The 23,294-nt window shown below is 38.6% G+C and carries 21 protein-coding genes, 1 pseudogene and 1 other annotated feature; of the genes and pseudogenes, 18 read left to right on the top strand and 4 right to left on the bottom strand.

Translation table 11 applies throughout. From position 1 onward, the window contains the following. Positions 1-65: 65 nt before the first annotated feature. Positions 66-1,097, top strand: coding sequence for a spore coat protein YsxE (ysxE, locus tag IEV41_RS13405; RefSeq protein WP_188389015.1), 1,032 nt, complete (start codon positions 66-68; stop codon positions 1,095-1,097). Between the two features lie 40 nt (positions 1,098-1,137). On the opposite strand, the gene IEV41_RS13400 is transcribed toward ysxE, so the two are convergent. Next, complete coding sequence (locus tag IEV41_RS13400) at positions 1,138-1,332, bottom strand: YszA family small membrane protein (protein ID WP_188389014.1); 195 nt, start codon at positions 1,330-1,332, stop codon at positions 1,138-1,140. Between the two features lie 197 nt (positions 1,333-1,529). Continuing rightward, positions 1,530-1,772 (top strand) — a binding site (T-box leader). 58 nt (positions 1,773-1,830) lie between these two features. On the opposite strand from IEV41_RS13400, the gene IEV41_RS13395 reads away from it, so the two are divergent. From IEV41_RS13395 to IEV41_RS13385, 3 genes are all read left to right on the top strand, one after another. Further along, entirely contained in the window at positions 1,831-4,476 is a 2,646-nt protein-coding gene (locus IEV41_RS13395; protein WP_188389013.1) for a valine--tRNA ligase, read from the top strand. 321 nt (positions 4,477-4,797) lie between these two features. Then, on the top strand, positions 4,798-5,970 hold the full coding sequence (locus IEV41_RS13390; protein ID WP_188389012.1) for an MFS transporter: 1,173 nt from the start codon (positions 4,798-4,800) through the stop codon (positions 5,968-5,970). Between the two features lie 111 nt (positions 5,971-6,081). Continuing rightward, positions 6,082-7,371, top strand: coding sequence for a bifunctional folylpolyglutamate synthase/dihydrofolate synthase (locus IEV41_RS13385; RefSeq protein ID WP_188389011.1), 1,290 nt, complete (start codon positions 6,082-6,084; stop codon positions 7,369-7,371). Positions 7,372-7,409: 38 nt separating this feature from the next. Here the strand turns inward: IEV41_RS13385 and IEV41_RS13380 are convergent, their stop codons facing one another. The 3 genes from IEV41_RS13380 to IEV41_RS13370 all read right to left on the bottom strand — a co-directional run bounded on the left by IEV41_RS13380 (position 7,410) and on the right by IEV41_RS13370 (position 9,705). Continuing rightward, on the bottom strand, positions 7,410-8,579 hold the full coding sequence (locus IEV41_RS13380; RefSeq protein WP_188389010.1) for a hypothetical protein: 1,170 nt from the start codon (positions 8,577-8,579) through the stop codon (positions 7,410-7,412). A gap of 13 nt (positions 8,580-8,592) precedes the next feature. Further along, positions 8,593-9,084, bottom strand: coding sequence for a PulJ/GspJ family protein (locus IEV41_RS13375; RefSeq protein ID WP_188389009.1), 492 nt, complete (start codon positions 9,082-9,084; stop codon positions 8,593-8,595). A gap of 69 nt (positions 9,085-9,153) precedes the next feature. Continuing rightward, positions 9,154-9,705 carry a type IV pilus modification PilV family protein gene (locus tag IEV41_RS13370; protein WP_188389008.1) on the bottom strand — a complete coding sequence of 184 codons (552 nt, stop codon included), beginning with the start codon at positions 9,703-9,705 and terminating at the stop codon, positions 9,154-9,156. A 258-nt stretch (positions 9,706-9,963) separates the two neighbouring features. Between IEV41_RS13370 and IEV41_RS13365 the strand changes: the two genes are divergently transcribed. From IEV41_RS13365 to IEV41_RS13300, 14 genes and pseudogenes are all read left to right on the top strand, one after another. After that, positions 9,964-11,250 carry a VanW family protein gene (locus tag IEV41_RS13365; protein ID WP_188389007.1) on the top strand — a complete coding sequence of 429 codons (1,287 nt, stop codon included), beginning with the start codon at positions 9,964-9,966 and terminating at the stop codon, positions 11,248-11,250. 42 nt (positions 11,251-11,292) lie between these two features. Then, the gene (locus tag IEV41_RS13360) at positions 11,293-12,942 is read left to right on the top strand and encodes a GspE/PulE family protein (RefSeq protein WP_188389006.1); all 1,650 of its coding nucleotides are present in this window, start codon (positions 11,293-11,295) and stop codon (positions 12,940-12,942) included. A 13-nt stretch (positions 12,943-12,955) separates the two neighbouring features. After that, entirely contained in the window at positions 12,956-14,011 is a 1,056-nt protein-coding gene (locus IEV41_RS13355; protein WP_229722240.1) for a type IV pilus twitching motility protein PilT, read from the top strand. Beyond that, complete coding sequence (locus IEV41_RS13350) at positions 13,998-15,206, top strand: type II secretion system F family protein (RefSeq protein WP_188389005.1); 1,209 nt, start codon at positions 13,998-14,000, stop codon at positions 15,204-15,206. The genes IEV41_RS13355 and IEV41_RS13350 overlap by 14 nt, the downstream gene beginning before the upstream one ends. A gap of 17 nt (positions 15,207-15,223) precedes the next feature. Next, positions 15,224-15,685, top strand: a complete 462-nt coding sequence (locus tag IEV41_RS13345; RefSeq protein ID WP_188389004.1) for a type II secretion system protein — start codon at positions 15,224-15,226, stop codon at positions 15,683-15,685. A gap of 87 nt (positions 15,686-15,772) precedes the next feature. Beyond that, on the top strand, positions 15,773-16,528 hold the full coding sequence (locus tag IEV41_RS13340; RefSeq protein WP_188389003.1) for a prepilin peptidase: 756 nt from the start codon (positions 15,773-15,775) through the stop codon (positions 16,526-16,528). Positions 16,529-16,554: 26 nt separating this feature from the next. Next, a complete protein-coding gene (gene pilM / locus IEV41_RS13335) occupies positions 16,555-17,544 on the top strand; it encodes a type IV pilus biogenesis protein PilM (RefSeq protein ID WP_188389002.1) in 990 nt (329 codons plus the stop codon). Between the two features lie 104 nt (positions 17,545-17,648). Further along, a complete protein-coding gene (locus IEV41_RS13330) occupies positions 17,649-18,116 on the top strand; it encodes a PilN domain-containing protein (protein ID WP_188389001.1) in 468 nt (155 codons plus the stop codon). Further along, positions 18,113-18,781, top strand: a complete 669-nt coding sequence (locus IEV41_RS13325) for a type II secretion system protein M (RefSeq protein WP_188389000.1) — start codon at positions 18,113-18,115, stop codon at positions 18,779-18,781. The genes IEV41_RS13330 and IEV41_RS13325 overlap by 4 nt, the downstream gene beginning before the upstream one ends. A 129-nt stretch (positions 18,782-18,910) precedes the next feature. Next, positions 18,911-19,864 carry an SPOR domain-containing protein gene (locus IEV41_RS13320; protein ID WP_188388999.1) on the top strand — a complete coding sequence of 318 codons (954 nt, stop codon included), beginning with the start codon at positions 18,911-18,913 and terminating at the stop codon, positions 19,862-19,864. Positions 19,865-20,011: 147 nt separating this feature from the next. Next, positions 20,012-20,581 (top strand): Maf family protein, encoded by a 570-nt coding sequence (locus tag IEV41_RS13315; protein ID WP_188388998.1) that lies wholly within the window; start codon positions 20,012-20,014, stop codon positions 20,579-20,581. 55 nt (positions 20,582-20,636) lie between these two features. Beyond that, positions 20,637-21,212, top strand: a complete 576-nt coding sequence (gene radC, locus IEV41_RS13310) for a RadC family protein (RefSeq protein ID WP_188388997.1) — start codon at positions 20,637-20,639, stop codon at positions 21,210-21,212. Positions 21,213-21,701: 489 nt separating this feature from the next. Continuing rightward, positions 21,702-22,895, top strand: coding sequence for a group II intron reverse transcriptase/maturase (locus tag IEV41_RS13305; protein ID WP_188388996.1), 1,194 nt, complete (start codon positions 21,702-21,704; stop codon positions 22,893-22,895). A 112-nt stretch (positions 22,896-23,007) separates the two neighbouring features. Next, positions 23,008-23,157 (top strand): annotated as a pseudogene (locus IEV41_RS13300) (JAB domain-containing protein); the annotation flags it as partial. Positions 23,158-23,294: the final 137 nt, after the last annotated feature.

Raw genomic sequence — 23,294 nt, 5'->3', positions numbered from 1 at the left:
TATCCCTTGCTCCGAACAAATACATGGACGAAGCGAGGGATATTTGCATAGGAAAGGAGAGAGAAATGCGTGTAGAACTCTTTCAAAAATATGCATCTATTTTAGAGTTGTTTGATATAAAAGCAAATTTCATGGAGGAGCATGGAAATGTAACGAAAGTATACACAGATAAAGGGACCTATGCATTGAAAAAAGCAATGATAAAAGGGCAACAACGGAACAATATTTTGCGAAATATGCAATTATTAACCGAGAATGGATTTCGTAGCATGTTGCCACTCTATTATACCAATGACGGACGTTTCTTAATTTATGAGAAAGAAGAGTACTATTACGTTATGCCGTGGATAGAGAATGCGGATCGAGCTGCGGAGCAAAATGAGCATTATCATCATATGTTTCGTACACTAGCAAAGCTACATGAGAAGACAACGAAATCAAAAGAGATAACAGAGGAAACAGTCACGAAGCACTGCGACACAATGAAGAAGAAATGGGAGGCGGAGCGGGAATTACTTGACCAATTTGTGGAGAAATGCGAACAGAAGTGGTATATGTCTCCGTTTGAGTTGTATTATTGTTCGTATTATCATCAGACGACACGTGCGTATGAATTTGCGGTAGGTCAACTAGAAACATGGCAAAAAGAAATGAAGGAGAAAGAAACAACGAGATCTGTGTTAACACATGGGAATTTCTCAAGACAGCATTTTTTAATAGATGGTGATAGTAATGGTTTTTTCATTAGTTTAGAGAATGCAAAGGAAGCATCTCCTATTCAAGATTTAGTAACATTTTATTCGCGTTCGCTTCTTACGTATCCTGTCGCAAGGACAGATCGATTTGAATGGTTGGTAGAATATGAGAAGCATTATCCATTATTAAAAGAAGAGAAACATTTATTCATGAGTTATTTAGCGTATCCGCACGCGATGGTTCGCTATGTTCTACAATATGAGAAACAGCAGCGTAAGGAGAGTGAGTTAGCGAGCTCAGATAAATTACAGCGAGCAAGTTGGATGATGAATAATGTAGAGTTTCTTATTTCACAAATTCAACAAGCAGAGCATATGAAAGAATTAGCGAAGCAGCAATAAAGCCCATTATATGTGAGCTTCATCGCTGCTTCTTCTATTGTTAAAACTTATTCGAACGAAAGCTAATAGCAAAAGCAAGTAAAATGAAAAATAGTGTAATATCAACAAATGAAGGGAAAAATAACGTGCGAAATCCTTGAAAGACTGTTAGTGGTACGACGTATGTGCGGAAAGAAGAGAAAAAGCGTTGTAACCAAGGAGAGCGTGAATAAGGGAGCAATTTTCGTTGTTTCATGATGGACACCTCCAGTTTAGTACATATGTATGCTTGTATTTCTTAATCATTCTTGAAAGTATAAAAGTTGTATAGAAGAGGTAAACTATATAGGAACGTTTCGGCATATGAAACATAACTTAATTGTAAAAAAATAAGCGAGCATATTGACGATTGCTATCATTATTTTGTAGACTAGAGTGTAACCAAATTAAATATGTAATGCAATGACAGGGAGGAGTACGACGAAGTACATCTTAAGAGAGGGAAATCATTAGCTGAAAGATTTCCTAGATAGTAGCGTCAGAAGGTAGCCCTCGAGCAGCTTTTGTGAACAAGTTGTTAAGTAGCAAAAGACGGATAATAACCGTTAAAACATGAGTGTGTAGCAACGCATAGAATGATTACTAGTTGCTGCAAATAAAGGTGGTACCGCGAATATAACTCCATTCGTCCTTTCGTTAAGAAGGATGAGTGGAGTTTTTTGTTTTTATAGTATGAACATTAGGAGGGAAAACAATGGAGAATACAACTGAAAAAATGTTATCAACAAAGTATGATCCTAAAGCAGTAGAAGAAAATCGCTATCAGTGGTGGTTAGAAGGTAAATTCTTCGAAGCAAAGAGTGACGAAGGGAAAGAGCCTTATACAATCGTAATTCCACCACCAAACGTAACTGGTAAATTACACTTAGGTCACGCATGGGATACAGCATTACAAGATATTTTAACTCGCTTCAAGCGTATGCAAGGATACGACGTATTATGGTTACCAGGTATGGACCATGCAGGTATCGCAACACAGGCTAAAGTAGAAGAGAAACTTCGTGCAGAAGGCGTTACTCGTTACGACCTAGGCCGTGAGAAATTCTTAGAGAAAGCATGGGAGTGGAAAGAAGAGTATGCTTCATTCATCCGTGCACAGTGGGCGAAAGTTGGTCTTGGATTAGACTACTCTCGTGAGCGTTTCACATTAGATGAAGGTTTATCAAAAGCAGTAAATGAAGTATTCGTAAAGTTATACGAAAAAGGCTACATCTACCGCGGTGAGCGTATTATTAACTGGGATCCAGCTGCTCGTACAGCGTTATCTGATATCGAAGTAATTCATAAAGAAGTACAAGGTGCATTCTACCACATGAATTACCCATTAACAGATGGTTCAGGACATATTCGTATTGCGACAACTCGTCCAGAAACAATGTTAGGTGATACAGCAGTAGCGGTTCATCCAGAAGATGAGCGTTACAAAGGTTTAATCGGCAAAACAGTAACATTACCAATCGTTGGTCGTAAAATTCCAATCATTGCAGATGATTATGTAGATAAAGAGTTCGGTACAGGTGTAGTGAAAATCACTCCAGCTCACGACCCGAATGACTTCGAAGTTGGTAACCGCCATGATTTACCTCGCGTTCTTGTAATGAACGAAGATGGTTCAATGAATGAAAAAGCAGGTAGATATCATGGAATGGATCGTTTCGAGTGCCGTAAGCAGTTAGTGAAAGACTTACAAGAAGCTGGCGTACTTGTTGAAATCGAAGAGCATATGCACTCAGTAGGTCACTCTGAGCGTAGTGGTGCAGTAGTTGAACCTTACCTTTCAAAACAATGGTTCGTTAAGATGGGACCTCTTGCAGAAGAAGCAATTAAGATGCAAGAAGGTGAAGAGAAAGTAAACTTCGTGCCAGATCGTTTTGAGAAAACATACTTACGTTGGATGGAGAACATTCATGACTGGTGTATTTCTCGTCAATTATGGTGGGGACACCGTATCCCAGCTTGGTACCATAACGAAACAGGTGAATTACACGTAGGTCACGAAGCACCGGCAGATGTAGAGAACTGGACACAAGATAACGACGTATTAGATACATGGTTCTCAAGTGCTTTATGGCCATTCTCAACATTAGGTTGGCCAAATGAAGAAGATGCAGACTTCAAACGTTACTATCCAACAGCTTGCTTAGTAACTGGTTATGACATCATCTTCTTCTGGGTATCTCGTATGATCTTCCAAGGGCGTGAATTCACAGGACAACGTCCATTCAAAGATGTATTAATCCACGGTTTAGTACGTGACGAATCAGGACGTAAGATGAGTAAGTCACTTGGTAACGGTGTAGATCCAATGGATGTAATCGAGAAGTACGGTGCGGATTCATTACGTTACTTCTTAACAACTGGAAGCTCACCAGGTCAAGACTTACGCTTCAGCTATGAGAAAGTAGAAGCAACGTGGAACTTCGTTAATAAGATTTGGAATGCTTCACGTTTCGCATTAATGAACATGGAAGGTATGACACATGATCAAATCGATTTAACTGGTGAGAAATCAGTTGCAGATAAGTGGGTATTAACACGCTTAAATGAAACAATCGAAGAAGTAACACGCTTAATGGACCGTTATGAGTTCGGTGAAGTTGGCCGTGTATTATATAACTTCATCTGGGATGATGTATGTGACTGGTACATTGAAATGGCGAAACTTCCATTATACGGTGAAGATGAAGCAGCGAAGAAAACAACTCGCTCTGTATTAGCATACGTATTAGATAACGTAATGCGCATGTTACACCCATTCATGCCATTCGTAACAGAGGAAATTTGGCAAGCATTACCGACAAACGGAGAGTCTATTACAGTAGCAGCATGGCCAACTGTAAACACAGAGTTAAGCGACAAAGACGCAGCGAACGAAATGAAACTTCTAGTAGATATCATTCGCTCTGTTCGTAACATCCGTGCAGAAGTAAATACGCCAATGAGCAAGAAAGTAGAATTAATGATTAACGCGAAAGACGAGAACGTTAAAGAACAATTAGTGAAGAATGCTTCGTACTTAGAGCGTTTCTGTAACCCAGAGAACTTAACGATTGCAACAGGCATGGAAGCTCCTGAGAAGTCAATGTCGACAATCGTAACAGGTGCAGAATTATTCTTACCACTTGCAGGCTTAATTAACATGGATGAAGAAATTGCACGTCTTGAAAAAGAATTAGAGAAATTCAACAAAGAAGTAGAGCGTGTACAGAAGAAATTATCAAATCAAGGTTTCGTAGCGAAAGCTCCAGCTGATGTAATTGAAGGTGAGCGCGCGAAAGAAGCAGACTACATCGAAAAACGCGATGCAGTTCTAAAGCGTATTGAAGAATTAAAGAAATAATGCAACGAGGCTACTAGTCGAATGACTAGTAGCTTTTTTTGATAAATTCTAGGTACTTTAGATAAATCATCCAAGATAATCTACTTCGAAAACATTTAGTAACAAAATAGACAAAAATGATGAAGCATATCTGTTGTTATAATATGATAGAATGTATAAGGATGAAAAATACTGTTAACATAGTGAAAATAGAATTCTAGGATAACTTCGCTAATTATTGGAAGTGGTAATCCTTTTATTATTAGGTTATATTTATTATTAATTGATAATAATTATCAATGATGGTATACTAAGAACAAATTAGCGTAGAGGAGAAAGGTCATGAAATATTTCTTATATTTTATCGTCGTAACAGCGTTTATTGATACGTTCTCCCAGCTTCCGATTATTAGTCCATATGCACAAAGTCTAGGTGCAACCCCTCTTCTAATGGGGATGGCTGTCGGAATGTATTCTCTATCGAATATGATGGGGAATGTCGTAGCTGGAGAGTGGATTGATCGAACTGGGGCTAAGAAAGTATTAGGATGGGGAATGCTTGTTACAGGGATTATCCTTCTTTCATATACAGTGGTGACATCACCAATTCAATTAATTATTATTCGCTTCTTGCACGGTATAAGTGGTGGATTCCTTGTGCCAGCAGCCTTCACATTCTTGGCGAATCGCTCAGAAGATGGCAAACAAGGAAAAGCGATGGCATTATCTGGTGCAGCAGTTGGATTTGCAGCAATTGTAGGTCCTGCTTTTAGTGGAATTGTAAAATCTATGTACGGCATTGAATGGGTATTTATCGTTGTTGCCGTATTAATGATTGTTTGTTCTATTTTCGTATTTATTGTATTACCAGGTAATGTGAAAAGCAAAGAGGAGAAGAAGCGTACGTTTAGCTTTACAGAAATGCGAGCATTATGGAGCCGAAAAGGTCTTGTTCATGCATACATCGGTTCATTTGCGTTAATGTTCTCACAAGGTATTTTAGCGTATATGTTACCTGTTAAAGTAGAGGCGCTTGGTTTACCTTCATCCACAACAGGGATGTTATTAAGCACATTCGGTATTGTGGCTATTATTTTCTTTATTCTTCCAACGAATAAAATATTTGATAGATTCCAACGAGAAATAATCATGTTAATTGGAATGGGAATTATCGCATTTTCATTAGTACTATTAAGTATATTTGATACAAAAAACATGATGTTCGTTATTTTAGGAATTTATGGCTTAGGATTTGCTTTCATTTTCCCATCGATGAGTGTGTTAATTGTACAACATACGACGGAATCTGAGCGAGGAAAAGCATTCGGTATCTTCTATGCATTTTTCTCATTAGGAGTAGTAGCAGGTTCATTCATTACAGGCGCACTATCCTTATCACCTGCAGGTGGCTTCTTAGCAGCTGCACTTAACTTCTTAATCATTGGTAGTTTTATTGCGATTCGTATGAGACGACGAGAGAAGCAAATGATCGAGGAACAAGCTAGTAATCTATAAAAAAGAAAGCCCCCTTATTCAGATGGAATGAGGGGGCTTCGTTATGGCGTCGTCATAGTACAAATAGTATAATGAAACGAGAAATGAAACGGATAAAAAGGAGTAAGAACGATGCATACATATAACGAAGCAATCCAGTGGATTCATGATCGTCTACAATTTGGAATTAAGCCGGGATTAGAACGAATGGAATTCATGTTAGCACAATTAGATAACCCAGAACGACGCATAAAAGCCGTTCATCTCGCAGGAACGAATGGTAAAGGTTCGACGCTAAGTTATATGCGTTACATGCTACAAGAAGCAGGATACGAAGTAGGAACGTTTACATCACCGTATATTGAACAGTTTAATGAGCGTATTAGTGTAAACGGAACACCAATTTCTGATGACGAGATTACGAAATTAGTTCAAATTGTGAAACCTGTTGCGGAAAAACTGTGTGAAACAGATTTGGGAGAAGCGACGGAATTTGAAATCATTACGGTGATGGCAATCTACTATTTCGGTTGTATGAATCCGACTGATATTGTCTTGTTTGAAACAGGTCTAGGTGGCCGTCTTGATTCTACGAATGTGATTCATCCACTCGTGACAATTATTACGAACATTGGACAAGATCATCAACATATTCTTGGGGAGACAGTTCAAGAAATTGCGTATGAAAAGGGCGGTATTATTAAAAACGGTGTACCAATTATTACAGCGATTGAACAATTAGAGGCATTAGAAGTTATCACACCGATTGCCAAAGAGAAAAAAGCGCCTTTATACGTGTTAGGAAAAGAATTTATGAGTGAATACAAAGGTCAGTCAGAAGGCGGAGAGGCATTTTCCTTCTCATGTGCTTTCGGTTCATTGCCGCATGCGGAGTTAACAATGAAGGGAAAGCATCAAGTGAAGAACGCCTCACTAGCACTTATGGCAATGCACTATTTAAAAACATACTTCTCGATACTAGTAGATAAAGAGCAAATGGAAGTGGCTCTTCATAAAACATTTTGGTTAGGTCGCTTTGAAAAAGTCCAGGACAATCCAACTGTTATTATTGACGGTGCTCACAATCCAGAAGGAGTAAAATGCTTAGTTGATACACTGCAAACACATTATTGTGACAAGAGAATTACCATTATGTTTAGTGCTGTGTCAGATAAGAAAATTGGGGAAATGGTACCGATGTTAGAAGAATTAGCAGACAAAATGGTCTTCACATCATTTGATTTCTACCGAGCGTTACCGGCAGAAACATTAGCAGAGTACGCAAGTAAAGAACATGTTGTATACGGTGATTTTAAAGTGGCAATTGATGAGACCTTAGCGGAAATTGGAGAAAATGAGATTTGTGTTATTACAGGTTCATTGTATTTTATTTCCGAAGTAAGGAAGTATATGAAGAAATAATGGAAAGCAGGATAGGTCGGTGACTTATCCTGCTTTTTTTAGTATTCGACTGTATCTAGGGAAACGCTCCAGTTAGAATTGATTGCTCGTTTTTTAACATAAATAGTCTTTGCATTTGATTCTATTATAGATGGAACATTGTCTGTTACAGGTGTTTGACTGATAGACGTAGGGTTTACACGTATGATGTCTTTGTTGGATACTTTGTCTTTTGTTGCAATATATAAATTCCCTTCGACTACAATTGTGCCACGTAAGTCTAGAAACCATTTATCAAAAGATGGAACTCGAATAAAGAAATCTCCCTTCACAGTAAGTAGACTACCACTTTCCAAGTTTAAATTTTGTCCAGATCCATCAAAAAACATACTCCCATCAATTGTAGCGTCAGAGTTGTTAGTTAATTCGAAGCCGTTGTGAAATTTGGAATTTCCTTTTATATAGAGAGAAGAGTTTGTTCCGGTAAGCATAAATCGGTCATGGAAGAATGCATCTCTATTAATTGTGACGATGCTTGGTGCGGAGCCGTGAAACCGTTGGAATTGTGCGTTCCCGTTTATCGTTAATTTCCCTTCTTTCTTTGTTTCATGGTCCGCGCTCATGTTGAAAGGCTTCTTAAAAATAGCTGTACTAGTTGTAAGTTCTCCTCCTTTAATTAGTGTAACGTTTTCGTTAAATTGAGTATCTTTTTGAATGGTTTCATTCGTTGAGATAGTTAAAGCGTTTTGTTCTATATACAATGGCTCTGGCTTTTTAAAAGTTAAATTACTTTCAATATCTTCTACACTTGAATAGCTACTTGAATGAGTGAGCGTAAAAGAGGAGGTTAATGTTTTTGTTTCCTTAGCGTCTACTCCGCTTATCTCAAAGATAGCTGTACTAGTGTTTTTGTTATCTTTTGTGTCTTTAAATGTAACGTTATAATACATATCGCTTGTTTGAAAAGGTGGACTAGTTATGTTAGTTGCAAGTGCTTTTAATTCTGCTTCCAAATTCTTTTTATCCATCCCGCTTGAAGTCTCTAATACCTTCTTTAAATGGACAACTCCCATCTCTGCTAAATGTGTGGCCCGAATAGTTTCCTCTGTTTTAGTCGTTTGTTTTGCGGTACTAATTGTATTGCCAAGTAGTACTAATCCGAAGGTGACAATTAATGTGCTTGCTAGTAGGACAATGAGTAAAGTAGAGCCTTGTTCGTTCTTTGTCATCGTAATCCTCCTTTTAGTCAGGTGCTTTCGTCATACGGGAAATAGTTGTAACAATGGTGAAGGTATCTTTGTTATTCTCTTTGTTTGTAACGGTTAATGAAACGTGTAGGTGTGTTTGGGCATCTGGCCCGGTTAAGGTTACCTTTTCGTTCATAAAAATATTTTTTGTTTCTTTGCTGTTTGCCGGAGTAATCATGAAGCTGTATTCGTATCCGGTATTGCCTAATTTTACGGCATTCATTGGATGCTTAGTATCTTTTAATTCTATTTCAGATGGACTAGGTTGGTTAATCACATATTCTTGACTTTCTTGATGCATTTTTGTTAATGCCGATACAATATAATTTGCTTCTTGTTGAGCCGTTATTTTCTGTTGGATACGGTCATTTGTCTGGAATACACTGATGAATATACTGAAAAATAATCCACACGTAGTAAGAAGAATGGCCATAGCTGCCAATAGTTCTATGAGCGTAAGTCCTTTTTGATTTTGTATGTGTCTCATGTTATATCCCTCCAATGTCTCTCCCTGTATATGACTGTAAGTCCTTTTTGATTTTGGGAAGATCTCGTATTATGTTTCTCTTATTTCAATGTATCCATATGTCTCCGTGACGGCTTCTCCCTTATCCTCTAAGGCTGTATCCTTATGATAGATAGAGACGGTAAGCATCATTAATCCAGGTGTATCTAGAGGTGGTGAAGTAAGTGCCCAAACTACTTGGAAATGATCACTCTCAGGATCAATAAATATACCTTTTTGGTTAATTCCTATTTCTGTTAAAAGAGCCGATACGTCTTTTCCGATACCTTTGTTCTCTAATAATCCTGGAATAGTTTTTTGTGATAACGTCATGGAGCTTATCGTACTAGTTTTTGTGCTCGTTTCTTTCTTAGGCGTTATGTGTTTTTTTATTAAATTTTCTGCATGTACAGATACCTTTGTTCTCTCTACTACATCACGCGCTAGGTTGATAGCCTGTAAATCTTCGTTGTTTTTCTTTGTGAAACTAGCAGCATTAGAGAAGAAAGTGAAAAATCCGATTAGGACAATCATTAAAATGGTAAAGGAAAGTAGTAGTTCCAAAAGTGTGAATCCATCTTGTTTTACTAGTCTTTTTATCATAATCTAATTCTCCTGTACTACATCTTATTTGTCGGGGTTTATGGAAATTATGTCTAAAAAACAAATAAAATGTGTCGTTTTATGTGACAAAATGTCTATTCATTTGTAAATTTGCAGAAATATATTCCATATGTTACTAATATATTATAAAATATTCCTAGATGATGCAATTGGAAAAAGGGATATTTATAAGTAAAAAGTCATGAGTTTTCGATTTTTGTCTATTATTTAATACCTATTTAAGAGGGGTGCGTGCGAATGCAAAGGAAGAATCAACGAATATTAATAGCTAGTTTGCTAGTAGCATGTAGTGTATTCATTGTTTATTATGGGAAGAATTTCTTTCAGTCAGTGGTCTACGGAGAAGATTCGTTTCTAACTGGGACAAATGTTGCTGGAATAGAGTTGGATGGAAAGTCATATACAGAAGCGAGAAGTTTAATAGAATCGAGTTTGCAAAAGTGGCAGAATGAACAGCAAATTACACTTTTGTATGAAGGGAAAGAAGAAAAAGTTTCTTCTGACGTTTTTCGGATTGATCTAGATAAAACAATGGAGCAACTTATTATTGAACAACCAACGAGCTTAGATATACATATACAAGTGGGTCATGCGATGTTAAGAAGGCATGTAACAGAAATAGCAGATAGAACCTTACAGGAGCATTTGGATATTACGTCATTAAATGAAGCGATTATACAACGAGCAAGGAAGCTACAAAGTGGCAAATATGTGATAGACCTAAATGATTATGTACGTGTGGAAGCGGGGAAAGAGCAAGTAGTGAGTACGTCTTCTTTAGAGGTTCCGAAGAGATTTCGAGATGTTGTTTCTCATTGGGTAGATGAGTTCGGTGATATTCGTTTGGAGAAAAATGAAACATTTTCTTTCTTACAAGGACCGATGGCAAAAGGAGATATGTATAGCGATGAAGAGTGGAGTTTCATTTCGACAACACTATTCCAAGTAGTGATGCCAACGAACTTCTACATACAAGAGCGACATATAGGACGGACATTACCAAGTTATACGACTCTTGGAAGTGAAGCGAAAGTGGTCACAAATAAATTAGATTTTGCATTTGGTCATAATAATAAGGCTACATATCGAGTTGTCTCGACATATGAACAAGGTCGATTAACAATGGATGTTATTGGAGTACCTTTTATTTATACGTATAAAACGCTTTTGGCAAACAAGGTGACATATGAACCACAAGTGGAGAGTATTGTAGCGCCACATTTAAGCGAAGGAAAGCGCCGTGTGAAGCAGCAAGGGCGAGATGGGATAAGTGGTGTAGTGATGCGACAGAAAGTATCACCTTCTGGAGTAGTGGGAGAAGAAGTGTTGTTTGAAGATTTCTATCCACCAACTAAAACGGTTATGGAAGTAGGAATGTCAGAACCAAAACAAGTAGAGACGAATAACGAGAATGAGAAGATAAAAGAAGTAACGGAAGATTCTTTATATAGGGAAGAGAGTGAGGAACGGGAAGAGAAGCAAGAAAAGCAAGGGGAAATACAATCTAACCAACAGGGGAAGTAACACAGCTCAAGTGGATGTTGGAGTGGAAAGGGAGGCATAAGTATGCAGCGAAAGCGGTTGGGAGACTTATTAGTAGAGACGAATTTATTAACAGAAGTACAACTACAGCAAGCATTAGCAGAGAAAAGTAATAACCAAAAGCTTGGGGATGTTCTCCTTCAAAAAGGATATATTACGGAACAACAATTAATCGAAGTACTAGAGTTTCAGCTTGGTATTCCGCATGTGAGTTTGTACCGTTATCCGTTTGATGAGTCTATTTTCACTGTTATATCAAAAGACTTTGCGAAACGCCACCTTGTTATTCCATTGAAGAAAGAAGGAAGCAAGTTGTATGTTGCGATGGCAGATCCGATGGACTATTTCGCTATCAATGATTTACGACTTGCGACTGGCTTTCAAATTGAACCAGCTATTGCTACGAAAGATGATATTATTCGTAGCATTACGAAGTATTATGAACTCGATGATTATGTAAGTGACTGGGCATCGGCGCTTCCGAAGCCGGCGGTAGAAGAGGTTGTTGGAGTAGAAGAAGACTCACCTATTATTAAGCTTGTTAATCAACTGTTGCAGCAAGCTGTTATCCAACGAGCAAGCGATATACATATTGATCCACAAGAAACGAAAATCAATATTCGTTACCGAGTAGACGGTACGTTACGTACAGAACGAATGTTACCAAAGCATATGCAAGGAGTCTTAATAGCCCGGTTGAAAATTATGTCCAACTTAGATATTACGGAACAACGAATCCCGCAAGATGGTCGAATGAAGATGAACATTGATATGTATGAAGTGGATTTGCGTATTAGTACGTTACCAACGATTTACGGAGAAAAAATTGTTATTCGTATTTTGAATTTGAATACTGTCTTGAATGATTTAGAACAGCTTGGTTTTGAAATGGGTAATTTAGAGAAGATGAACCAATTGATGAAAAAGCAACACGGGATTGTTCTTATTACTGGTCCGACTGGTAGCGGGAAATCGTCTACGTTATATGCAGCGTTACACAAGTTAAATAGTGAAGAAGTGAATATCATCACAATTGAAGATCCGGTTGAATATCAGCTAGAAGGGATTAATCAAATTCAGACGAATCCGACTGTTGGCCTTACATTTGCGGCAGGGCTTCGTTCTATTCTTCGCCAAGATCCAAATATTATTATGGTCGGAGAGATACGTGATAGTGAAACAGCGGATATGGCGGTTCGGGCATCTATTACAGGTCACCTTGTGTTAAGTACGCTACATACGAATAATTCGATTGGTACAATCAATCGTTTAATTGATATGGGAATTGAGCCGTTTCTTATTGCTTCGTCATTAAATGGTGTTGTATCACAGCGACTCATTCGAAAAGTGTGTCGAGATTGTCGGCAAGAAAAAGCGGCAACGGAGCGAGAAAAAGAAATATTCGAAAGTAGAGGAATGACCATTCATACGATCTACAAAGGGAAGGGATGTCCAACCTGTAATATGACTGGGTATCGGGGGCGTATTGCGGTACATGAAGTACTCGTCATGGATGATGAGTTAAGACGGATGATTATGAACAATCAACCAGTCACTGATATTCAATCGTTTGTTATGAAACGTGGAATGAAGTTCTTGTTAGATGATGGATTAGTAAAAGTGAAGCGAGGCATTACGACGACGGAAGAAGTATTACGTGTTATTACGGATTAAAGAGGTGGAAGTCTTGGTAGGAAAAGCGCAATTAGATGTGATATTAGCCGAAGCTGTAGGGCAAGGTGCTTCAGATGTTCATCTCACAGTTGGGTTACCTCCTGTCTTTCGTATTCATGGGAAATTAGTGAACGACGGGGAAGTAGTATGTACGAGTGAACAAACGGAATGGATGGCAAAAGAAATGATGGGAACGGAAGAATGGGACGCCTTTATTCAGACAGGAGATGCTGATTTTGCATATGAATTACAAGATGCTTCTCGGTTCCGTGTAAATGTGTTTAAACACCGTTCAGGAATTGCAATGGCCTTTCGTTTGATAGGGAAACATATTCCGAGTTTAGATGAATTAAAGATGCCACGTGTGTTAAAGGAAGTAGCAAACCAACCACAAGGACTTGTGCTTGTGACAGGTCCGACAGGTAGTGGTAAGTCAACGACGTTAGCTTCGATGATTTCGTACATTAATGCGACTGCACGCAAACATATTATTACGTTAGAAGATCCAATTGAATACATGCATGAGCATAACCAATCGATTATCGACCAGCGAGAAGTGGGGACAGATACAGATAAGTTCGCGACTGGATTACGTGCAGCACTACGCCAAGATCCAGATGTTATTTTAGTAGGAGAAATGCGTGATTTAGAAACAATTTCGACTGCAATTACCGCGGCTGAGACAGGTCACCTTGTACTCGGTACCCTTCATACGTCAAGTGCACCAGCGACGATTGAGCGTATTATTGATGTATTTCCACCAGCGCAACAAGCTCAAGTGCGTTATCAATTATCGACGGTACTGTTATCTATTGTGTCACAGCGTCTTTTCCCATTATATCTCGCTTCTGGAAGGGTTGCGGCGACGGAAATATTGGTGAATAACACAGCTGTTAGTAACTTAATCCGGAATGAAAAAATTCATCAAATTCCAGGGTTAATGCAGACGTCTCGTGATCAAGGGATGTATACGCTTGAGATGAGTATTCGAGACTTGCTGCAGCAAAATATGATTTCGTATGAAGATGCACGAACGTATATGAAGGGGATTGCGAATGCCACAGTTTAGTTATATTGCTCGTGATCGAACAGGGAAGAAGCGGACGGGTATCCTACAAGCACAGTCGAAACACGAAGTACATATGAAAATGCGTGAACGCGGTATGCGTGTGCTTGAGGTAGAACAGAAGAAAGAAACGATTTGGACGAAAGAAATACATATTGGTGCACCTGTGCCGCTGAAAGTATTCGTCATTTATTTACGTCAATTGGCAACGTTGCTTCGTGCTGGTATTACAGTCGTCGATGCTACACGTATTTTAGCCCAGCAAACAGAAAGTAAAGCGTTGAAGAAAGCATTAAACGAAGTAGAGGAAGAATTACGTGAAGGGAATCATCTTTCTGCCGCATACAGCAAGCATCCGAAAATCTTCACAAACATGTTCATTAATATGGTACGAGCAGGGGAAGTGAGTGGTACGTTAGACAGCACGTTAGAAAGAATGGCAGATTACTATGAGAAGCAATATCGTACGAGGCAAAAAGTGAAATCTGCGTTAACGTATCCGATTGCTGTTGGGATCATTTCTCTCGTTGTAGTTGTCTTTCTATTAATGTATACCGTACCGATGTACGTTGATATGTTCAATCAATTTGACGGGGAACTTCCGACTATTACGGTGTTTGTATTAGTGGCGAGTGAGTGGATGCTAAGTTATTGGTGGTTAATGGGGTTAGGAATAGGCCTATTATTCACTTCTATATATGTTGTAAGTAGAGAACAGAGAAGTAAGTATTATTTGCATTATGCACTACTTAAAATGCCGATTTTCGGGGGTTTGCTGCAAAAATCAGCGCTTGCTCGTACAACGAGAACGTTAAGCTCCTTGTTCTCAAGTGCTGTGCCGATTCTTCAAGCGGTCACCATTGTAGAAGCAGTTGTTGGGAATGAAGTTATCGCACGTGTCTTACGAGAGTCACGTCATTCGTTAGAACAGGGGAAATCATTAACAGAGCCGATGAATGAACATTGGGTGTTTCCGCCGCTCGTGACACAAATGATTGTAATTGGCGAACAAACAGGGTCACTGGACCACATGTTAATGAAAGTAGCAGACTTCTATGAAGCGGAAGTCGACACCGCAACCGATCAAATGAAGGCATTAATCGAGCCATTAATGATCGTATTTTTAGCATCAATTGTCGGTACAATCGTCCTATCGATTATTGCACCGATGTTTGAAATATTTAATGCAATAAAATAACAAAGGAGGAATTATTCATGTTCAAAAAAGCAGTAAAGAACGAGAAAGGATTAACGTTAGTCGAGTTATTAGCAGTTATCGTTGTGTTAGCAATTGTCGCGGCAATTGCTGTTCCAGCTATTGGTGGGATTATTCAGAAGTCGAAAGAAAGTGCGACTAGAGCAGATGCAATTCAAATTATTAATGGAGCAAAATTATTGTATACACAAGATGCTACTGCAGGTGAAGATACAACAAGTGGTAATACAACGACGAAAACTAAAACTTATGATTGGGGTAAATTAGACGAATTGGTAGATGTTCCTAATGAGAAGTGGGATAATGTTGATGTAAAAGTTGTATTCAATGACGAAGGAGTGCCGGCTATTAGCACAAATGAAACTGGCGTTGAGGCTGGTAAGAAAAAAATTGAATTTAAGAACGCAACACTTGCTAATATTAACGATGAAGATAAACAAACCGTAGTTGTCAAACCTTAGAGATACAATTAATTAAAAGCGTGGTTATACGCCATAATAACCACGCTTTTTTCAAATAACTAGAATGCTAAAAAAGGATTGTTGTATATGTTTTTTGTTACGCTCTACATCTTCACCATCGGTCTCATCTTCGGTTCTTTCTTCAATGTCGTTGGTCTCCGTGTGCCTAACGGGCAGTCAATTGTAACACCTCGTTCGGCATGTCCGGCGTGTCATCATACATTGAGGGCTAAGGAGCTTGTTCCTGTCTTGTCATATATGTGGCAACGAGGGAAATGTGCGAACTGTAGGACGAAGATTTCATCGTTATATCCGTGTATGGAGTTACTAACGGGATTGTTGTTCGTCGTATCATTTCTGTTATTTGGCTTTCAAGGTGAGACAGCTATTGCGATTCTACTTGTCTCATTATTTATGATTATTACGGTTAGTGACTTGGCTTATATGTTGATTCCGAACCGTGTGTTAGTATTTTTCTTTTGTTTATTTGTGGTAGGTCGTTTCATTGTGCCACCTACGCTGTGGTATGATTCGCTACTTGGTATGGCTGTTGGATTTGGATTGCTGTATGTGATTGCGGTAGTAAGTCGTGGTGGTATGGGTGGCGGTGATATTAAGTTATACGCTGTGTTAGGGTATGTGCTTGGATGGAAAGTCGTATTGCTTTCATTCTTTCTCTCAACGCTTGCGGGGGCAATTGGTGGTAGTGTAGGTCTACTAATTGGAAGGGTGAAGAGAGGCGAAACGATGCCGTTTGGACCATATATTATGGTTGGTACGCTTATTGCATATTTCTTCTATACCCCGATTATTAATTGGTATATGAACCTAGTGAACTTGTAGCATCATGTAGAGGATGGGGATGAATCATGTTATCGTTTTTGACAAGAAAAAAGGATGCGAGTATTGAAATCAAAGATTACGTTATTCGCTACGGAGATATTAAACACCGTGCACCGGTTGTGGTGAATCGTTGTGAAGAGTATTATGTGCCCGAAGGGATTATTCACAACGGGAAAATTGTTGATATGGATAAATTCAAAGAAATTATCCGTACATGTGTGCAGGAGTGGGGATTGAAAGGAAGAAACATTCGTTTTATCGTTCCTGACCCTGCGGTCGTCATTCGGAAAGTGGACGTACCTGCGGAAGTACCAACGGAAGAGATACAAGGTCATCTTTATTTTGAGTTAGGGCACAAAATTCATCTTCCTTTCGAAAATCCGACGTTAGATTATGCCTTATTATCGGAAGATGAGGAGACGAAAGAAGTGTTACTTGTCGCTTCGCCAGAAGAAGTTGTTGATTCATATCACTTTCAGTTACGTGAAGAAAAAACGAAACCCGTGGTAGCAGATATTTCACCACTTTGTCATTATCGGCTGTTTCATCACCACGGTGCTGTAAAAGAAGAAGATCGCTCGTTACTTGTGCAAATGGATTTGCAGACGGTGACAATTACAATCTTTGAAAATCATCAACCTGTTTTCATGCAGCACGTTATTATTCCATATAAAGAAGGGGTATGTACAATTGAATCAACAGAAGAAGGCAAACTAGCAGAAGATGCCCAGTTTCCGAAAGAAGACATGATTAATGCGTTAAAAGATATGTATATCGAAATTAATCGTATGCTTCGTTTCTATGAATTTTCGTTTCACCAAGGAAAGAAGACAATTACGAAAATATTGCTGACAGGGGATCATATATATTTTGAAGATATTTGTGAAGAAGTAAGGAGTAATTTTTCGTTACCGATTGAAGTGTTAGCAACGTCCTTAATGAAGACGAATAGCGATGATACGATTGATCGTAGGTTTCATAGTGTACTAGGATTGGCAGTGAAAGAGGGAGTGTAATGTTAGTAGAAATTAACCTTTTACCAAGAAGAAAATCACGTAATCTGACTCCGTTTGTGATAGGTGGGGTGTTTCTTCTCCTGTGTAGTATCATAGGAGGTTTGTTGTATAGCAAGGTGGTAGAAGAGAAACAACAACTCGAGCTGGTGAAGACGGAAATACAACAAGCGAAAGCGCAAAAAATTGGAGAAGAAAAGAAATTGACGGAAAATACGGATGGGAACTCTTTGCAACAATTGCAGACAATTGTGACAGAGGTAGAGAAGCGTACGATAAAAAGTGTTAACATGATGGATCGAATTGTTGCCTTACTTCCGGCAGAAGGGTACTTCAAATCATATACATATGCAGAGGGGAAAGTAACGTTACAAGTAGTGTTTAAAGAGTATACGGAAGCGGCCTTTTATTATAAACGCTTGCAGGATGAAGAGTGGATACAGTCAGTGAAGATGCCTTCTGTGAATGAAGTAGAAGGATCAGGAAATCAAGTGGAGAGTCATTATGTAGGTATCTACGAAGTTGAAATAGAGAAAGAAACGTTACAACAATTGCAGAAAGGAGGAGAGTCATGAAAATAGCTGTGACGAAAAAAATAGTAGTTATTTCACTTCTCCTTTTTGTGATGTTAAGTGGAGCTAGTATAGGCGCGTATTATTTGTACATCAAGCCTGTACAAGCTGAGCATGAGCAAGCGAAGCAATCGTTACAAGCAGAGAGGCAACTATTAGAGCAAACGAAGAAGCGTGTAGAAGAGTTACGTGTAAATCCAACTGTAAGTTCAGCTGTTTTACAATATAAAGTACCAATACAACCATTAACGGAACAAATTGTGTTATTTATTGAAAAAGCAGAAGTGATGTCACGAAGTAAAGTGAAAAGTATAACGTTCGAGGAAGGGATAGAAGGTATTGAGAATGCGAAGAAAGTGACGTTAGATGTGAAAGTGTCCTTTGAAACGTATGAGAAAATGCAATATTTCCTTGAATTACTCCAAAACCAAAAACGAATTATTCATGTGGATGCACTTGCATTTTCGTGGAAGGATGAAATGGAACAGCCGTTGCAAGAACGAAGAGGGCAAGTGGAAGGAGCGAATGTAGAAAAGAAGACAGAATCAACGTATAGCGTGAAAATATCTGCGTTCTATGCAGCTGATCTACAAGGATTGGAAGATGGATTACCGAAAGTGGATATTCCAAAGGGAAGCAAGAAAACAAATCCACTAACGGTGCAATAAATGTCGGAAAGTAAAGGGAACAAGACGACAAATGTCTTGTTCTTTTTTATTTTGCATGTGATAAAATGCAAACAAGTTTATTGCGGTAAGGGTTAATGGAGAAAAGTTGTTTGAAAGGAGGAGGAACAAGTGGATAAAAAGAAAGTTTCGGTGAAAATTAACGGTGCGGAAACGGTATTCAAAGATAGTGGACAAGCAAAAGAGCAAGAGGGATGGAAAGAACAGGCGGAGTGGTCTACTAGTTCACATAAAGTTGTATCTTTAGCGGAACATCGGAATCGGAAAAAGCCATTTTTATTTCGGAAGCGTTCTTTTGGACAAGGAGAAGAGGTTGTTAGAAAGCAACGAAGAGTGGGTGGGAAGGTCGCTGTCATTATTATTGGAGCAATAATAGTAGGTACAATCTTAGGTCAAGGGTTGTTAGGTGTTGTAGATAAGACGGCGCCAACACCGAAAGGACAACCATCTACACAACAGACGAAGCAACCACCTGCAGTACCTGCCAATGGTAGCAATGTAACGTTATCCGCGTTATCTTTGTCTGTATTACAAGCTGGTGTGTTCAAGACGGAAAATGCTGCGAAGGCATTTCAACATACATGGAGAGAAAAAGGTCTACCAGCAACAATTGTAAAACGAGATAACTACTATGTACTTGTTGGAGTCGGGAAGGAGCAGGCTTCGTTAGAACAGTTGCATACGTTATATAAAGAGAAAAATATGGGTGTTTTTAAGAAAACATATAGTATAGAAGAAAGTAAATTAGAAGTAGTCGGGAAAGAGAATGAAGAGAAACTGATGCAATCAAGAAAGATGTATGAGCAGTTGATTAGTATGATGGATGTTTTAGGGAAAGGAAAGAGTGTATCAGCAGATGAAAAGGGAGAAATAGAAAAGATAGCTACGAGTTTGCAAGGGGAAGTTGCCAAGGAATTGAAGCCGCTTATAGGGGCATTAACGAATACGTATGATTTGTTAAAGGGATATGAGCAGAAGAAAAATGAAGAGACTCTTTTGAAATCCCAACAAGCATTACTTGATACGATGTCTGCTTATTATGCAATTGCGAATATAGAAGAATGAGACCAAGGATACTATACGTATTCTTTTTTTTTCTTTATGAAGATGAAAAATGTTTTTTCAGAATTTGTTGCGTTTGGTTGATTTTGGTACGATTGCAGTGTATCTTCTTTTTTAGACTGAATTACTTAGTAAAGGATGATTTTTGAAATGAAAAAACTTATTTTAGCCTCTGCTTCTCCACGCAGAAAAGAATTACTGGAACAGATTAATGTTTCGTTTGAAGTACGTGTTAGTGATGTAGAAGAGATTGTAGAAGGGTTAACAAGGCCCGAAGATGTCGTTGTATCATTAGCGCTACAAAAAGCACAAGATGTAGCAAAGTATGTCCCACATGATGTTGTGTTAGGCGCAGATACAATTGTTACGTATGACGGAGTTATTTTAGGAAAACCAAAAACAAAAGAAGAAGCGTATGAAATGTTACAGATGCTATCTGGCCAAACGCATGAAGTATTCACAGGAGTAGCGATGTTATGTGGTGGTGAACAAATATCGTTCTTTGAACGAACAGAAGTGACATTTTATGAATTAAGTGATGCGGAGATTCATGCGTATATTGAAAGTGGAGAGCCGATGGATAAAGCGGGCTCATACGGTATTCAAGGGTTGGGAGCGATGTTCGTTCAAAAAATCAATGGAGATTACTTCTCAGTGGTAGGCTTACCTATTGCAAAAGTATATCGTGAGTTAAAGGAAATGGGAGCGACTAGTTTCTAAGGTTAGTGTGTATCTTGTTCATTTCGTTTCTTTTTTAGAAAAGGAGTAGAGAGCATTGGAACAAGGAAATTTTCTTATTCGTGATTTTCCGAAGGATGATCGTCCTAGAGAACGATTAGTAACAGAAGGAGCGGATAGTTTATCTAATCACGAGTTAATCGCGATTTTATTGCGTTCTGGTACGAAAGATGAGTCTGTTATCCAACTAGCGAATCGTTTGTTGAGGCATTTTGACGGATTACGAATGTTACGAGATGCCTCAATTGAGGAAATGATGAGTATTAAAGGGATTGGGAAAGTAAAAGCTATTGAGCTAATGGCTGCGTTTGAATTAGGGAGGCGAATACAGCGTTTGAAATATGAAGATCGCTTTAGTATTCGTAGCCCTGAAGATTGTGCTGAGTACATGATGGAAGAAATGCGCTTCTTAACGCAAGAGCATTTCATCTGTCTTTATTTAAACACCAAAAATCAAGTGATTCATCGCCAAACAGTATTTATCGGAAGTTTAAATGCCTCCATTGTACATCCTCGTGAGGTATTCCGCGAAGCGTTTCGCCGTTCTGCAGCCTCTATTATATGTCTTCATAACCATCCATCTGGTGTGCGCCTGCAAGGTGTATCCTTTTAGTGTTTTCTTCGAAAACTGGAATTCCTTATAATATTCTATAGTCAGCATCTTACCTCATGGGGAAACTTATTTGAGGGAACAAAGCATGATGTGAAAAGGAGAAAGACGCCAAAGTTATCGGTGTCGAAACCGTTCTTCAGACTAAGTGGTGTATGGTAAAGGCTAAACTGCTTGAATTCTAGACGAATGGGTGATGGATGCGCCGTTGTCTACGATAGCTATTAGGCAACGAGGGTTAGATAAGGGTGACTCATCAGATCGTCTTTATGGTAAGGATAACCCTTCAATCCTCAGAGAGAGGAAACCGTCGAAAGGAATACTTAACCACCACGTATCTAAAAGGAATCATAATGCAGGGATTACCTACGTGTATCAAGGGGATACATAAGGTAACGGAGTCTTCGTAGTACTCAACGTTTGCTTGTAATGAGTTTAGCATGGGGAAGGGAGGCAGGTTGATTAATCGTCTATGAGAAAGGAGTCATGAATATGGCGACAAATCCATTTCATCAATTAGACGCTATTCGAAAGGCTTCTCAGAGAGGGAAGCGTATTACAGATTGCTATCGCCTTATGTATAAAAAAGAATTATGGATTCAAGCGCAGGAAACAGTATGCGGTTCAACAGGAGAGGCCCCTATTTCAGTAGTGGAAATAGAAAATATTATTGAGCAACTGAGAATGGGAACATTTCGTTTTGGACATGGAAAGAAAAGATGGGAAGCGTATGTTTTAGAAGTGATGCGGATAATTATCGAATGTATATATGAACCAAACATATGTAGTATGAAGAAGAGAAAAAGTCGTCATGACGTCCTTTTACATATGAAGGAGACATGGCGTGAGGTAACGTGGTGTATCTGTGGAAATATGAAAGGATGGAATGAAAAAAAGGGTCATTCTGTCTTTCTTCATTTGCTTCAGGTGAAAATAAATGACCAGCGATTTCTCTTACTTATTCACAATGCACTCATTTGCGGTATAATGAAGAAGTGGAATTTGTCTAATCGTATCGAAAAGGGTGATACATTTCGACGGTTGTTACGTGATATTTACTTTTATACGTTTGATCGATGGATGGAGAACGCTGTCGGACAACAGGGTGAATATGCTCGTTATGAGAATCAATTTATCGTTGGGCTAGCTAGTACAAAACGACGAGCTGCGGGAATGCAAGAGCAGATACATTATTTTCTGAGAAATAGTTTGTATCTCCAAGAAACTGAATTGTTTCTCACGCATGTGGAGCGACCGATTCTTTTTCTCGGTTATGCATGTGAAATGAACGAAAGAACTATTCGATTAGAAATCCCTAAAGCGAAATTGGAAGCATATGCAAGAAAACATCAATATGGGGATATCACTCATTTCATCAGTACACATCGAACAAAGCTCATCAATCGTTCGGAGCTAGAGATTTTGCATACGTATCATGCAGAATTACAAAAAATAGCACATTATTACAGGCTAGCAACGAATTATCATCATCTTCAACGTTTATTTTCTCTAGCAGAGAGTAGTTTCATCAAAACAATTGCGAGTAAACGTAAGAGTACATGTCGGAAAGTTGTACTGCGCATGCGTATTCATAAGAAAGGGCAATTGTGTTTAGTAGGAGAAGATAATTCTCTTCATTCGTTTATTCAATTAAAGGATGTAAAGGGAAGATACAAAGGCGAATAGAGATATGCTAATGAATCAACTGGCGAGCCGTATACGCTAAAAGGCGTACGTACGGTTCTGAGGGAGACTGAATGAAACCTACTCTTTATTATGAGAGCAAGGCGCATGCTTTCCACCCTACGATCCAAATCCAAGTCGTGAAGATATTGAGGTAACGAAACGATTAGTAGAATGCGGAAAAATGATTGGGATTGATATATTAGATCACCTTATTATTGGAGAGCATAAATATGTCAGTTTAAAGGAAAAAGGATATGTTTGACACTGTTCAAGTTTGACAAATTGTTATATAATGTGTTTTATGGGTTTTTTGAGATTTGTCTAAACAATAGATGTCTTGTTGCGAACTTTGGAGAAGTGAGTAGAAGCCTGTAGAAAGATGGATATGAGTATCCATAC

Source organism: Priestia taiwanensis (genome assembly GCF_014638355.1).
Lineage (GTDB): Bacteria > Bacillota > Bacilli > Bacillales > Bacillaceae_G > Priestia_D > Priestia_D taiwanensis.
The sequence above is the reverse complement of the archived record's forward strand: the minus strand, read 5'-3'. Positions and strand labels throughout refer to the sequence as shown.

Bases quoted from the DNA above. Each gene is read 5' to 3' on its own strand.
- ysxE (WP_188389015.1), top strand. From the start codon at position 66: ATGCGTGTAGAACTCTTTCAAAAATATGCATCTATTTTAGAGTTGTTT.
- IEV41_RS13400 (WP_188389014.1), bottom strand. From the start codon at position 1,332: ATGAAACAACGAAAATTGCTCCCTTATTCACGCTCTCCTTGGTTACAA.
- IEV41_RS13395 (WP_188389013.1), top strand. From the start codon at position 1,831: ATGGAGAATACAACTGAAAAAATGTTATCAACAAAGTATGATCCTAAA.
- IEV41_RS13390 (WP_188389012.1), top strand. From the start codon at position 4,798: ATGAAATATTTCTTATATTTTATCGTCGTAACAGCGTTTATTGATACG.
- IEV41_RS13385 (WP_188389011.1), top strand. From the start codon at position 6,082: ATGCATACATATAACGAAGCAATCCAGTGGATTCATGATCGTCTACAA.
- IEV41_RS13380 (WP_188389010.1), bottom strand. From the start codon at position 8,579: ATGACAAAGAACGAACAAGGCTCTACTTTACTCATTGTCCTACTAGCA.
- IEV41_RS13375 (WP_188389009.1), bottom strand. From the start codon at position 9,084: ATGAGACACATACAAAATCAAAAAGGACTTACGCTCATAGAACTATTG.
- IEV41_RS13370 (WP_188389008.1), bottom strand. From the start codon at position 9,705: ATGATAAAAAGACTAGTAAAACAAGATGGATTCACACTTTTGGAACTA.
- IEV41_RS13365 (WP_188389007.1), top strand. From the start codon at position 9,964: ATGCAAAGGAAGAATCAACGAATATTAATAGCTAGTTTGCTAGTAGCA.
- IEV41_RS13360 (WP_188389006.1), top strand. From the start codon at position 11,293: ATGCAGCGAAAGCGGTTGGGAGACTTATTAGTAGAGACGAATTTATTA.
- IEV41_RS13350 (WP_188389005.1), top strand. From the start codon at position 13,998: ATGCCACAGTTTAGTTATATTGCTCGTGATCGAACAGGGAAGAAGCGG.
- IEV41_RS13345 (WP_188389004.1), top strand. From the start codon at position 15,224: ATGTTCAAAAAAGCAGTAAAGAACGAGAAAGGATTAACGTTAGTCGAG.
- IEV41_RS13340 (WP_188389003.1), top strand. From the start codon at position 15,773: ATGTTTTTTGTTACGCTCTACATCTTCACCATCGGTCTCATCTTCGGT.
- pilM (WP_188389002.1), top strand. From the start codon at position 16,555: ATGTTATCGTTTTTGACAAGAAAAAAGGATGCGAGTATTGAAATCAAA.
- IEV41_RS13325 (WP_188389000.1), top strand. From the start codon at position 18,113: ATGAAAATAGCTGTGACGAAAAAAATAGTAGTTATTTCACTTCTCCTT.
- IEV41_RS13315 (WP_188388998.1), top strand. From the start codon at position 20,012: ATGAAAAAACTTATTTTAGCCTCTGCTTCTCCACGCAGAAAAGAATTA.
- IEV41_RS13305 (WP_188388996.1), top strand. From the start codon at position 21,702: ATGGCGACAAATCCATTTCATCAATTAGACGCTATTCGAAAGGCTTCT.